The following is an 11,727-nucleotide window of genomic DNA, read 5'->3' on the forward strand; positions in this document are numbered from 1 at the left end:
TGTGCCGAGAGCCGCTCGGCGAGCCGGCCGGCCGCGGTGGGCCAGTCGGTAAAAACCCCGATCTTATCGAGTGACGTGGTCGCGAGGCCTGCGTAGCCGCAAGGATTGATGCGGAGGAAGGGCTCCAGGTCCATGTCGACGTTCAGCGCCACACCGTGATAGGTGCAGTGGCGGCTGACCTTGATTCCCAAGGCGGCGATCTTGGCCAGGCCCCGGAAAGTGTCGGCGGGGTCGACCGGCCCAGCCAGCGCCGCATGGCCAGCAGGGTCGGCCGGGCGCACGTAGATGCCCGGTGCGCCGCCCACCCGCAAACCCGTCACGCCATAGCTATCCAGCGTCTGGATGATGGCCGTCTCCAGGCGGAACACGTACTCCTTGACGAAGATGCCCAATCGGCGCAGGTCGACGAGCGGGTAGGCCGTCACCTGGCCGGGGCCGTGAAACGTCACCTGGCCGCCGCGCTCGGTGGCAACGACGGGGATGTCGCCCGGCAGCAGCAGGTGCTCGGGCTTGCCAGCCAAGCCTTGTGTGAACGTGGGGGAGTGCTCGCAAAGCCACAGCTCATCGGGCGTGTCGGCGTCGCGCGCGGCCGTGAAGGCGCGCATGGCCTCCAGCGTGGGCAGGTATTCGACCCGCCCCAGGGTCTTGACGATCATGCAGGCATCATAGGCAGCCATCCAAACCCTCGCCCGACCGGGAGGATCCCGCCGATGAAGAAGACCGTGATCGCTGCCCTGCTGCTTGCCGCCTCTCTGGCCCGGGCCGCCACACTGCCCGACGCGCTGGCGGCCTACGACGCGGGCGATCTGAAGACGGCCGCCCGGGGCTTCGCCGAATCGGCCCGGCGCGGCGAGGCGCTGGGCCATTTCAATCTAGCAATGATGCACCTGCGCAAGGAACTGCCCGGCGCCAGCGACGCCAAGGCCTGGCAGTTGCTGCGGCGCGCGGCGGCCCAGCGGCTGGCGCTGGCCGAGAACGCACTGGGCGAGATGATCGAACAGGGGCGCCGGGGCAGGCCCGATCCCCAGGCGGCTTGCGGCTGGTTCGAGCAGGCCGCGGAACATGGCAACAGCGACGGCGCGCTGGCCGTCGCGACCTGCTACTACCTGGGCCGCGGTCGCGCGCAGGACATGGTCCAGGCCCACCGCTGGTATCTGGAGGCCGCCAAGGCCGGCGACGTCGGCGCCCAGTACCTGGTCGCATCGATGTTTGAGACCGGGCTGGGCGTGGCGGCGGACGAGCGGCTGGCGCGCTACTGGTACGACGCTGCGGCGAAGAATGGCGACGACGCCGCCAAGGCCAAGCTCAAGGCCATGCAGGCCGCCGACGCGGCGACCTGATCAAAGCACGACCTTCACCATGGGATGGGTGGTCAGCGTGCGGTAGATCTCGTCGAGCTGCTCGCGGCTGGTGGCCGTGATGGTGATGGTCAGGCCGAGGTAGTTGCCGCCCTTGCTGGGACGGTGCTCGATGGAGGATGCGTCGAAGCCGGGGTCGAACTGGAGCGCCACGGCCGTGATGGCCTCGACGAATCCCTCGACATGCGCGCCCATCACCTTGATGGGGAACTGCGACGGGTACTCGATGAGCGACTGCTCGGGCGGAATGTCGGGCGGCAGGTTCATGGTGCGCTCCTTGCGGCTCACTTGATCCAGAGGCGGATGGAGTCGAATGCGCGGCCGAAGATGCCGGCCACGGGTACCGCCTCCTGCACGATCAGGGGCACCTCGGCCACCGGCGCGCCTGCCGTCGTCGTCACGCGCAGCGTGCCGACGCGCTGCCCCTTGTTCAGGGGCGCCACCAGCGGATCGGTGCGCTCGACCTGGGTCTGCAGCTTGGCTGCGTCGCCATGCGGCACGGCAACGAACACCGCGTCGGACGCGCCGAGCTTGGCCTCCTTGGCCTGGCCCTTCCAGACCGGCACGGTCGCAATGGCCTTGCCGGCGTCGAAAATCTTGATCGCGTCGAAGGCCGTGTAGCCCCAGTTGAGCAGCTTCTGGCTCTCGCTGGCCCGTGCCTCCTTGGAGGCAGTGCCCATGACGACGCTCAGCAGCCGGCGCTTGCCGTTGGGGAAGTCGCGGTTGGCGCTGGCGACCAGGCAGTAGCCGGCGGCCTCGGTGAAGCCAGTCTTCATGCCATCCACCGTCGGGTCGCGACGCAGCAGCAAGTTGCGGTTGTCCTGGCGGATCTTGTTGAACGTGTAATCACGCTGCGAGTAATAGCCGTAGTACTCGGGGAAGTCCGAGATGATGTGAGCGGCCACCAGGGCGATATCGCGGGCGCTGGTCTTGTGGCCGGGCTCGGTCATGCCGGACACGTTTTTGAACTCTGTGTTCTTCAGGCCCCAGGCCTGGGCCTGGCGGTTCATCAACTGCACGAAGTTCTCGACCGTGCCGCCCACGCCTTCGGCCAGCGCCACGGCGGCATCGTTGCCACTCTGGATGATGAGGCCGCGCAGCAGTTCGTCGACCTTGGGCGTCATCGTCGTGTCAATGAACATCAGCGAGGGATCGCCCTTGCGCTCGTCCCAGGCGCGCTTGGACACAGGCAGCGTCTGCTCCAGCGTCAGCTTCTTCTCTCGCAGCGCGCCAAAGACGACGTACGCCGTCATCAGCTTGGTGAGGGACGCCGGATCCTGCGGCGCGTCGGCGTCGCGCTCGGCCAGGGTCTTGTGCGTGGTCAGATCGATCAGCACGTAATTGCGGGCGGCGATCTCGGGCGGCACCGGGGCCTGGGCCTGGGCGGTCAGCGAGAGTGCGGCAAAGACGACAGCAAGGAATCTTTTCATCGGTTCGGGTCAGGCACGCGCGGGGTCGAAGGCGCGCACCACAAGCGACTTGAGCAGCGGCAGCTGCCCGTGAAAGAAATGGCCCACGCCGGGGACGACAGTGACCGGCAGGCTCTGGGGCCGGGCCCAGTCGAGCACGGCGGAGAGTGGCACGACGTCGTCGACCTCGCCGTGGATGACCACGGTGTCGGCCGGCACGGAGGCTGTGTCAAAGCGGCTGGTCGCAGGGCCGACGAGCACGAGGCGCTGCGCCGGTTCGGCAAGCGCAGTTGCGGCGCGCGACGCGACATAGCCGCCGAAGGAGAAGCCCGACAGGATCAGCGCCTCGCCGGGCGCGCGCAGGGCGGCAAGCACGGCCAGCGCATCATCGACCTCGCCGCGGCCCTCGTCCCAAGCGCCATCGGACTTGCCGATGCCTCGGAAGTTGAAGCGCACGGCGCGCCAGCCCAGATGGATGAACGCACGCGCCAGCGTTTGCACCACCTTGTTGTCCATCGTGCCGCCCTGGGTGGGGTTGGGGTGGCAGATCAGCGCCATGCCGGCCGGTGTGGCGCCATCGGAAGGAAGGTCGATGGCAACCTCGATCTGTCCGGCCGGGCCGGGGACGAGGCGCTTCTCGGTCTGGGCGTTCATCGGCCGACGCTGTCCGGCAGCATGAGGCGCTCAACGATCTGGCCGTCGCGCAGGTGGCTTTCGACGATCTCGTCGATGTCACTCTGGTCGACCCAGGAGTACCAGACGGCCTCCGGATAGACCACCGCCACAGGCCCGCCGGCACATCGGTCCAGGCAGCCTGCCTTATTGATGCGCACGCCGCCCTTGCCGGCCAGGCCGAGCTGCTTCACGCGTGACTTGCAATGGTCGAAGGCGCCCTGCGCGTCATGGTCACCGCAGCTGGCCTCGCCATTGGTACGCTGGTTCAGGCAGAAGAAAACGTGACGCTGGTAGTAACTCATCGCTGGAGATTCTCTCACTCGGGTTTCTGCACGAGGCGCGCTGCGAGCCAAACGAGCGCAATGAAGGGCCATGTCCAGGCCAGCCAGCGCGTCAGCCCATAGAGATTGACGAAACGCCCATGCTCCCAGGCCTGCATGTTCAACGCCAGATAGGGGTCTCCGGGCGCGACGCTCATGAGGCCGATCAGCGCGCACAGCACGAACAGCCCGAGCGCCGCCGCCACGCGGGAAGGCAGCAGGCAGGCAAGCAGCACCAGGCCCATCCCCAGGCCCACGCCCGGCCGCGTGGCATCACTGAGCCAGGCCCAGGCGTGGTCCGGTCCGAAAGCCATGGCCGTGGCAGTGGCGGTGGCCAGCAGACCCAGCAGCACCGAGCCGGCAGCCAGGGCCAGGCGGCGCAAGCCCGGGCGTGCCACGGAGATCATCAGCAGCACCGGCGCCAGCAGCCCCAGCGCGATGGCCAGCGCCCCCAGGCCGGGCGGCAGCTCACGTTCAACCGTGACAGCACCGTCCCAGGACAGGGCCCAGGGCGTGCCCGCTAGAGCGTCGACCAGGGATTCGCGCCACCAGGGCAGCCACTGGCCGAGACCGAACGGCATGGGCGTCGGGTACAGCAGGGCCAGGGGCCACAGGGCGAGCAATGCCAGGGCCGGCGCGCTGCTCGCGCCGAACCAATGGTCGCGCATGTCCTGCCAGCGCCGCAGCCCGCCCAGGGCATGGAGCACCAGGCCCAGCGTGGCGCCCAGCGCGCTGCCGCCGGAGTTCAGTGCCCAGTCCGACAGCGAGGGCACGCGGCCCGGGACGAAGAACTGCAGCGTCTCCATGGAGAAAGACAGCAGCGGGCCGGGCAGGAAGCCCAGCAGCAGGGCCCCGCCCAGCCCCCAACCCGAACGCATTGCTGCCGCGAAGCCGAGCAGGCCGAGCGGGATGTAACCGATCAGGTTGGCTTCGACGTCGAAGGCCCAGAAGCGCCGGGGCCAAGGCAGGTCGAGCAGCCACGGCATGCCCATACCGGGCGGCCAACGCCAGGGCCAGAAAGGGTAGAGGCTGGCATAGAAGATCAGCCCGACATGGGCCAGCAGCAGCCAGGTCGCGGAACTTTGCCGACGACGCATCGGGGCGCCCGTCAGAAGGGCTTAACCGTCACCAGCACGACGATGGCGGCGAACAGCAGCACGGCCGTCTCGTTGTAGACGCGGAACCAGCGGTGGCTGCGGCGGTTGGAAAGCTCCTCGAAGCTGCGCAACAGGCGGCGGTTCACGTGGTGGTAGCCGACCACGCCGACAACCAGCAGCAGCTTGGCGTGCAACCAGTAACTGCCGGCAAAACGGCCGGCGCCGAAGCCCAGCCAGACCCAAAGGCCGAGCAGCAGCGCGACGCCCATCAGGATGCTGCTGAAGCGGTGCAATTTGTGCGCCATCAACAGCAGGCGCTCGCGCTCTGCATGGCTGTCGGCCGGCACCATGGCCAGGTTCACGAAGATGCGCGGCAGGTAGAAAAGGCCGGCAAACCAGGCGGCGACGAAGACGATGTGAAAGGCTTTGACCCAGAGCATGACGCCATTATGGGCAGCGTCAATCGCCTCGCGGCTGTCAGCGAAAGCCGCCAAACGCCCCGCAGCGGGCTCGCACAAGTCAAAAAAAAGCCCCGGTTCAGGACCGGGGCCGAGAAAGCCTTATCGCTGTCATCACGTTAAGGCTCCTGCTCAGGGAGGAAAAGCAGGGAATGACCACCTTGCGGCTATCATTCGCCGACAAGTTTAGCGCGCTTGAGCGGTGACGTCACGAATAAATGACGTCTGGATGTGTCGTCCATCACGTGCCGGGCCGCAGCCCCTTCCACTGCCAGCCCGTTCGAGGATTCGACGTGACCCGCCACTCCCCCACCCTTTCGACCTTCCCCGCGGCGCGCCCGCGCCGCCTGCGTCGCGACGCCTTCACACGAGCCCTGGTTCGCGAACATTCACTGCAGGCCAGCGATCTGATCCTGCCGGTCTTCATCCATGAGGGCGAGAAGCGGCTGGACGCCGTGCCCTCCATGCCGGGCGTTTCCCGGCAGAGCCTGGACCACCTGTTGAGCACGGCCGAGCAGTGTGTCGAGCTGGGCGTGCCGGTCATCGCCCTGTTCCCCGTCATCGATGCCGCGCTGAAGACGCCCGATGGTGCCGAGGCCTTCAATCCGGACGGTCTGGTGCCGCGCGCAGTGCGGGCCTTGAAACAGCATTTTCCGCAGCTGGGTGTGCTGACCGATGTGGCACTGGATCCATTCACCAGCCACGGCCAGGACGGCGTCATCGACGAGACCGGCTACATCCTCAACGACGTCACGGTAGAGCTGCTCACTCGGCAGGCCCTGGTGCAGGCCGATGCCGGCGTGGACATCGTGGCGCCCAGCGACATGATGGACGGCCGCATCGGCGCCATCCGCCAGGCGCTGGAAGCCCGTGGCCATATCCACACTCGCATCATGGCCTACAGCGCCAAGTACGCGAGCGCCTTCTACGGCCCCTTCCGCGACGCTGTCGGCTCAGCCGCCAATCTGGGCAAGGCCGACAAGAAGACCTACCAGATGGATCCCGGCAACAGCGACGAGGCCCTGCGCGAGGTGGCGCTGGACCTGGCCGAAGGCGCAGACATGGTCATGGTCAAGCCCGGTCTGCCCTACCTGGACATCGTGCGACGTGTGAAGGACGAGTTCCGCGTGCCGACCTTCGCCTACCAGGTCAGCGGCGAGTACGCGATGGTCAAGGCGGCCGCGGCCAACGGCTGGCTGGACCATGACGCAGTAATGATGGAATCGCTGCTGGCCTTCAAGCGCGCCGGCGCCGACGGCGTGCTGACCTACTTCGCGCTCGACGCGGCGCGGTTGTTGAAGAGGGCTTGAGCCGGTGCGGGTCTTCCACATCGAAACCGACAGCTTCCGCGAGCTGCCGGCCCTGCCCGAAGCCCTGCCCGAGCGCGGCTTTCTGTGGCTGGGCTATGGCCGGCGCGAGTTCGAAGTGGGCGAAGCGGCCGTGCAGCAGGCGCTGACGCGCTGGGGCTGCGGCAACATCGTCGACCTGCATGTGTCGGACCTGATCAACAACCAGTTGCCCTCGCACTTTGACTACACATCCTGGTACGACATGCTGGTATTTCGCCGCTTGGCGGCCGCGCCGGGCAGCCAGGAACTCTTCGTCGATGACGAACACGGCACGCTGGCCTCGGCGCAGCGCGCATTGCGCGCCATCGATACCAGCCCCGTAGGTTTCGCTGTCTTCGACCGCGTCCTCATCACGGTGCACCCGACGGACTGTCAGGTGCGTGAGTTCTTCGCGCAGAAGCTGGATCGCCTGGTTGAGGGCCGGGAGAAGCGCGATGCGCGCGGCGGCGCGCGCCTGCCGGCCAGCTCCGCCGACCTGATGCTGCGTATGGTCAATCACATGGTGGACAGCTATCTGGAGCTGCGCCGGCTGCTGACGCGCCAGTTGGCCACGCTGCAACGGGTGCTGCTGGATCAGAACAGCGAATTCAACGACTGGCCGCTGCTGCTGGAGAGTCGGGACGCGCTGAACCGTCTGGAAGACACCTGCGAAGACCAGCGGGCCGCGCTGCAGGAATGGATAGACGCGCTGGACGAGTGGCCTGCCGACGGCGACCCGCAGGTGAGCCGCGAGCGCGAACTGCTGCGCGTGCGCTCGCGCGACGTGCTGGAGCACGTGGAGCGGGTGCTGACCCATGTGCGACGGCTGCAGTCCTCGGCCGAGTCCGCCGTGCAGATGCATTTCAGCGCACTGGGCCACCGCACCAACGGCATCATGCGCACCCTGACGGTGCTGACGGCCATCTTCCTGCCGCTCAACCTGATCACCGGCATCTTCGGCATGAACTTCGAATGGATGCCGTTGATCAAGAACGCCAACGGATTCTGGGACGCCGCGCTACTGATGCTTGCCGTGGCCTTCGGGCTGTGGTTCATCTTCCGCCGCAAGCGCTACCTGGGCAGCAGATAGGCGCCCCTGTGCGTCCACCCGCTTCAAGCGGCGACACCTGCGGTCCGGCAAGCCGGTTCCGCAGCGTTCACGCGATCACTCAGCCGGCCTGACGGCCGGCATATGGATCTGCAAATCCCAGCACGCGAAGAATCTCGGTCTCGCGCGCTTCCATGCACTCGGCCTCGTCGTCTTCCTCATGGTCATAGCCCTGCGCGTGCAGCGTGCCATGCACCAGCAAGTGGGCGTAGTGGTCAAGCAGCGGGATGCCCATTTCGGCGGCCTCCTTCTCCACCACCTCGGCGCAGATGACAAGATCGGCACCGACGACAGGCTCGTGGGCATAGTCGAAGGTCAGCACGTTGGTGGCGTAGTCCTTGCCGCGGTACTCGTGGTTCAGCGTGCGGCCCTCCTCGGCATCGACGATGCGGACGGCGATCTCGCCAGGCAATTCCAGCGCCGCACGGATGAAGCGCGCCACCTTGTGGCGCGGCAGCAGCGCTCGATGGCGCGGGTCAGCAAACTGCAGCGACAGACTCAGCTCCGGCCGGGCGCTCATGCTTCACGTCCTTCGCGCTTCGCGCGCGCTTCGTAAGCTTCGACGATGCGCGCCACCAGCGGATGGCGCACGACGTCTGCGCTGGTGAAGCGTGTCATCGCGATGCCCTTGACCTTGGCGAGCACGCGCTCAGCGTCGATGAGACCGGACTGCACGCCACGGGGCAGGTCGATCTGGCTGGTGTCGCCGGTGACGACGCAGCGGCTGCCGAAGCCGATGCGAGTCAGGAACATCTTCATCTGCTCGGGCGTCGTGTTCTGCGCCTCGTCGAGGATGACGAAGGCGTGATTCAGCGTGCGGCCGCGCATGAAGGCCAGCGGTGCCACCTCCAGTTGCCCCTTCTCGAAGGCCTTGCTGACTCGGTCGAAGCCAAGCAGGTCGTACAGCGCGTCGTACAGCGGACGCAGGTAAGGGTCGACCTTCTGCGTAAGGTCACCGGGCAGGAAACCCAGGCGTTCGCCGGCCTCGACGGCTGGCCGCGTGAGGATGATGCGCTGCACCGTCGAGCGCTCCAGCGCATCGACGGCGCAGGCGACGGCGAGGAACGTCTTGCCCGTGCCGGCCGGTCCCAGGCCGAAGGTGATGTCATGCGACAGGATCTGTTGCAGGTACTGGTGCTGGCGCGGCGTGCGCGCCGACAGGTCAGCGCGCCGGGTGCGCAGCACCAACGGGCCGTCCTCGCTGGTGGGAGCCGCTGCGGCGCCCGGCCCACGGGCCTCGACCAGCGCAAGCTGCAGGGTTTCGGCCGGCAGGGGCCGGCGGGCACGTTCGTAGAGGGCCTCGAGTAGGCTCCTCGCCCGCTCGGCCGCGGCCTTGGGGCCGTCGACGCGGAACTCGGCGTCACGCCGGCTCAGCTTGACGCCCAGCGCGGCCTCGATCTCGCGCAGGTGAATGTCCAGGCTGCCGCAGACGCGGGCCAGTCGGGTGTTGTCGGCGGGTTCCAGGGCGAAGCGCAGGATCACGGTGGGACGAAGAAAGAGTGGACGCGGATTGTCGCCGCCTCCGTCTCGCTGGTGCATTCCCCGGCGCGCGGAGCACGGGCGCTCCCTCACAATGCCGCCCCATGATCTCTCCGATTGCGCCGGGAGCCGCTGTGGCTCGGCGCCCGCCCCTTTCCCTGCTGCTCGTCCTGGCCCTGCTCTGCCCCGTCGCCGCACAGGCCCAGACACCTACCACGGGCCTGTACTGGGCCGCCACGCTGCACGCCTGGGTGGCGGCCATGCTGGCGCTGATGGCCACGGTGGTGGGGCTGGTCTCGGGCCAGCATCCCCGCGAGCGACCGGCCAGCTTCCTCATCGGCATGATGCTGAGCTGGGTCGTGCTGCGGGCTGCAGCCACGCCCAGCGCTGCCGGGCTGAGGCCGCTGCTGATGACCCTGCTGGTGCTGTGCGCCGTGCAGTACCTGCTGCGCCAGATGAACTGGAAGCGCGGCTGGATCGACCATGCGCTGCTGATCCAGTGCTTGGTCGTCCCCGCCAGCCTGCTGTGGACCGGCGGCCAGGTCGGCATCCTCGGCACGGTCTGGCACGCCGTGCTGAGCCTGGAGCTTGTCGCTGCCATGGGCTGGGCGCTGTGGCTGCGCCGTCTGCGCCTGCAGCAGGCTGGCGCAGACGAAGCTCACGCCCGCGACTTCGGCCTGATGGCGGCCTTGCTGCTGCCAACCATGGCGGCGCTGGTCGCCGAGATGCTGCTGGCGGCCACCAGCGAGTCGCTTTGGTGGACGGCTTCGCCCTGGCTGGGCCTGATGCTGCCGCTACTGATGCTGGCCCTCGGCCTCCAGGTGGTGACCAGCGTCGCGCATGCCCGTGTCGATGCCGAGAAGCGCGTCACTGCCATGGAGCAGCGCATGGCGGAGCGCATCGCCGAGGTCGAGCGCAGCCACAGCCAGCTCGCCGAGCAGAAGCTGGAACAGGTCACCGAGCGCGAGCGCAAGCGCATCGCCGCCGACCTGCACGACGACCTGGGCGCCAAGCTGCTGACCATCGTGCACACCAGCGAATCCGACCGCATCTCCACGCTGGCGCGCGAGGCGCTGGAGGAAATGCGCCTGTCCGTGCGTGGCCTGACAGGCAAGCCCGTTCACCTGATCGACGCCCTGGGCGACTGGCGCGCCGAGGTGGTGTCGCGTCTGGGCCAGGCCAACATCCTGGCCGAGTGGAAGTCGCCGGCCGAGGACATCGAGCACACCTTCCAGGCCCGCTCCTACGTGCAGACGACGCGCATCCTGCGCGAATCAGTCTCCAACATCATCAAGCACAGCGGCGCCACGCATGCGACGATTTCCAGCGCCGTACAGGAAGGCGACTTCATCCTCACCATCCAGGACAACGGCCAGGGCATCCCGTCCGAACTGGACGGCAGGTTGGACAGAGGCCACGGCATGGCGAGCATGAAATCACGCGCCAAGCAGATGCATGGCCAATGCCTGGTTGAATCCGGCCCTGGCTGGGGTACTGTGATCCGCCTGACGATTCCGCTCTAAGTTTGCCGAGGCTCCGCCATGAACCACATCCTGCTGCTCGAAGACATCCCCGAGATCCGCGCCTGGCTCAAGGCCCTGGTCAAGCAGGTGTTCGCCAATGCCCAAATCACCGAGTGCTCGCGGGTCCAGGACGCGCTCGCGCTCGTCAATGGCCAGCGCTTCACGCTGGCACTGCTGGACCTCGGCCTGCCGGATGGCTCGGGTGTCGAGGTCATCGCCGCGCTGCGCGAGAAGCAGCCCGAAGTGCAGTCGGTCATCGTCACCATCCACGACGATGACGAACACCTCTTCCCCGCGCTGCAGGCCGGCGCTTTCGGCTACTTGTTGAAAGAGCAATCGCGCGAGCTGCTCGTCGAGCAGTTGCAGCGCATGAGCCAGGGCGAGCCGCCGCTGTCTCCGTCCATCGCGCGCAAGGTCATTGCCTACTTCGCCGCCCAGGTGAAGAAGCCGACCTCGACCTTGCTGCACGAGGTCTCGCTGACCGACCGAGAGACTGAGGTGCTGCTGCGCGTCGCCAAGGGCTTCACGCTGCCCGAGATCGGCGTGCAGCTGGGGCTCAGCCGCCACACCATCGCAGACTACGTCAAGCAGATCTACCGCAAGCTGAACGTGAGCTCGCGCGCCGAGGCGGCCCTTGAGGCGCAACGCCTGGGGTTGTTCGGCAGGAATTGAGTCGAACCGGCCCGGATAATCGGGCCATGATTGGAAGACTCAGCGGCGTCATCGCCGAAAAGACACCGCCCCAGGTGCTGATCGACGTGGCCGGCGTCGGCTACGAGGTGGACGTGCCCATGAGCACGTTCTTCAACCTGGGCCAGCTCGGCGAACGTGCCGTGCTGCTGACGCACCTGACCGTGCGCGAAGACGCGCACCAGCTCTTCGGCTTCCTCACCCACGAGGAGCGCGCCACCTTTCGCCAGCTCATCAAGATCAGTGGTGTGGGCCCCAAGATGGCGCTGGGTCTGCTGTCCG

15 protein-coding genes are annotated in these 11,727 nt (G+C 67.3%); 6 read left to right on the forward strand and 9 right to left on the reverse strand.

What is annotated here, in order from left to right; genetic code table 11:
- On the reverse strand, positions 1-656 hold a 656-nt coding region (gene lipB / locus VGF12_RS14450; RefSeq protein WP_331176740.1), incomplete at its 3' end, for a lipoyl(octanoyl) transferase LipB.
- Positions 657-710: 54 nt separating this feature from the next.
- Between lipB and VGF12_RS14455 the strand changes: the two genes are divergently transcribed.
- A complete protein-coding gene (locus VGF12_RS14455; RefSeq protein WP_331176741.1) occupies positions 711-1,340 on the forward strand; it encodes a tetratricopeptide repeat protein in 630 nt (209 codons plus the stop codon).
- Here VGF12_RS14455 and VGF12_RS14460 read toward each other — a convergent pair whose 3' ends face one another.
- Genes VGF12_RS14460 through VGF12_RS14485 form a run of 6 tightly spaced genes read right to left on the reverse strand, consistent with a single transcriptional unit; the run spans position 1,341 to position 5,299 of the window.
- Positions 1,341-1,625, reverse strand: coding sequence for a DUF493 family protein (locus VGF12_RS14460; protein ID WP_331176742.1), 285 nt, complete (start codon positions 1,623-1,625; stop codon positions 1,341-1,343).
- Between the two features lie 17 nt (positions 1,626-1,642).
- Positions 1,643-2,788: a D-alanyl-D-alanine carboxypeptidase family protein gene (locus VGF12_RS14465; RefSeq protein WP_331176743.1), complete on the reverse strand. Its 1,146-nt coding sequence runs from the start codon at positions 2,786-2,788 to the stop codon at positions 1,643-1,645.
- A 9-nt stretch (positions 2,789-2,797) separates the two neighbouring features.
- Entirely contained in the window at positions 2,798-3,421 is a 624-nt protein-coding gene (locus VGF12_RS14470; RefSeq protein ID WP_331176744.1) for an alpha/beta hydrolase, read from the reverse strand.
- Entirely contained in the window at positions 3,418-3,744 is a 327-nt protein-coding gene (locus VGF12_RS14475; protein WP_331176745.1) for a (2Fe-2S) ferredoxin domain-containing protein, read from the reverse strand. Before VGF12_RS14475 ends, VGF12_RS14470 begins: the two co-directional genes overlap by 4 nt.
- Before the next feature lie 14 nt (positions 3,745-3,758).
- On the reverse strand, positions 3,759-4,859 hold the full coding sequence (locus VGF12_RS14480) for a VanZ family protein (protein ID WP_331176746.1): 1,101 nt from the start codon (positions 4,857-4,859) through the stop codon (positions 3,759-3,761).
- Positions 4,860-4,870: 11 nt separating this feature from the next.
- Complete coding sequence (locus tag VGF12_RS14485; protein ID WP_331176747.1) at positions 4,871-5,299, reverse strand: CopD family protein; 429 nt, start codon at positions 5,297-5,299, stop codon at positions 4,871-4,873.
- Positions 5,300-5,610: 311 nt separating this feature from the next.
- Between VGF12_RS14485 and hemB the strand changes: the two genes are divergently transcribed.
- On the forward strand, positions 5,611-6,627 hold the full coding sequence (gene hemB / locus VGF12_RS14490) for a porphobilinogen synthase (protein ID WP_331176748.1): 1,017 nt from the start codon (positions 5,611-5,613) through the stop codon (positions 6,625-6,627).
- Positions 6,628-6,631: 4 nt separating this feature from the next.
- On the forward strand, positions 6,632-7,735 hold the full coding sequence (locus VGF12_RS14495) for a magnesium transporter CorA family protein (protein ID WP_331176749.1): 1,104 nt from the start codon (positions 6,632-6,634) through the stop codon (positions 7,733-7,735).
- A gap of 79 nt (positions 7,736-7,814) precedes the next feature.
- On the opposite strand, the gene ybeY is transcribed toward VGF12_RS14495, so the two are convergent.
- Entirely contained in the window at positions 7,815-8,273 is a 459-nt protein-coding gene (gene ybeY / locus VGF12_RS14500) for an rRNA maturation RNase YbeY (RefSeq protein ID WP_331176750.1), read from the reverse strand.
- Entirely contained in the window at positions 8,270-9,235 is a 966-nt protein-coding gene (locus VGF12_RS14505) for a PhoH family protein (RefSeq protein ID WP_331176751.1), read from the reverse strand. Before VGF12_RS14505 ends, ybeY begins: the two co-directional genes overlap by 4 nt.
- Before the next feature lie 101 nt (positions 9,236-9,336).
- On the opposite strand from VGF12_RS14505, the gene VGF12_RS14510 reads away from it, so the two are divergent.
- The 3 genes from VGF12_RS14510 to ruvA all read left to right on the forward strand — a co-directional run.
- Positions 9,337-10,755, forward strand: coding sequence for a sensor histidine kinase (locus VGF12_RS14510; protein WP_331176752.1), 1,419 nt, complete (start codon positions 9,337-9,339; stop codon positions 10,753-10,755).
- Between the two features lie 18 nt (positions 10,756-10,773).
- Positions 10,774-11,427, forward strand: coding sequence for a response regulator transcription factor (locus tag VGF12_RS14515; protein WP_331176753.1), 654 nt, complete (start codon positions 10,774-10,776; stop codon positions 11,425-11,427).
- 26 nt (positions 11,428-11,453) lie between these two features.
- A partial coding sequence (gene ruvA / locus VGF12_RS14520; protein ID WP_331176754.1) for a Holliday junction branch migration protein RuvA occupies positions 11,454-11,727 on the forward strand: 274 nt, incomplete at its 3' end.

The organism is Roseateles sp., assembly GCF_036404855.1.
In the GTDB taxonomy this organism is placed as follows: Bacteria; Pseudomonadota; Gammaproteobacteria; order Burkholderiales; family Burkholderiaceae_C; genus Pelomonas.

What these genes read in the sequence shown, in the direction of transcription:
- VGF12_RS14455 (WP_331176741.1), top strand. Translation starts at nt 711, where the DNA reads ATGAAGAAGACCGTGATCGCTGCCCTGCTGCTTGCCGCCTCTCTGGCC.
- VGF12_RS14460 (WP_331176742.1), bottom strand. Translation starts at nt 1,625, where the DNA reads ATGAACCTGCCGCCCGACATTCCGCCCGAGCAGTCGCTCATCGAGTAC.
- VGF12_RS14465 (WP_331176743.1), bottom strand. Translation starts at nt 2,788, where the DNA reads ATGAAAAGATTCCTTGCTGTCGTCTTTGCCGCACTCTCGCTGACCGCC.
- VGF12_RS14470 (WP_331176744.1), bottom strand. Translation starts at nt 3,421, where the DNA reads ATGAACGCCCAGACCGAGAAGCGCCTCGTCCCCGGCCCGGCCGGACAG.
- VGF12_RS14475 (WP_331176745.1), bottom strand. Translation starts at nt 3,744, where the DNA reads ATGAGTTACTACCAGCGTCACGTTTTCTTCTGCCTGAACCAGCGTACC.
- VGF12_RS14480 (WP_331176746.1), bottom strand. Translation starts at nt 4,859, where the DNA reads ATGCGTCGTCGGCAAAGTTCCGCGACCTGGCTGCTGCTGGCCCATGTC.
- VGF12_RS14485 (WP_331176747.1), bottom strand. Translation starts at nt 5,299, where the DNA reads ATGCTCTGGGTCAAAGCCTTTCACATCGTCTTCGTCGCCGCCTGGTTT.
- ybeY (WP_331176750.1), bottom strand. Translation starts at nt 8,273, where the DNA reads ATGAGCGCCCGGCCGGAGCTGAGTCTGTCGCTGCAGTTTGCTGACCCG.
- VGF12_RS14510 (WP_331176752.1), top strand. Translation starts at nt 9,337, where the DNA reads ATGATCTCTCCGATTGCGCCGGGAGCCGCTGTGGCTCGGCGCCCGCCC.
- VGF12_RS14515 (WP_331176753.1), top strand. Translation starts at nt 10,774, where the DNA reads ATGAACCACATCCTGCTGCTCGAAGACATCCCCGAGATCCGCGCCTGG.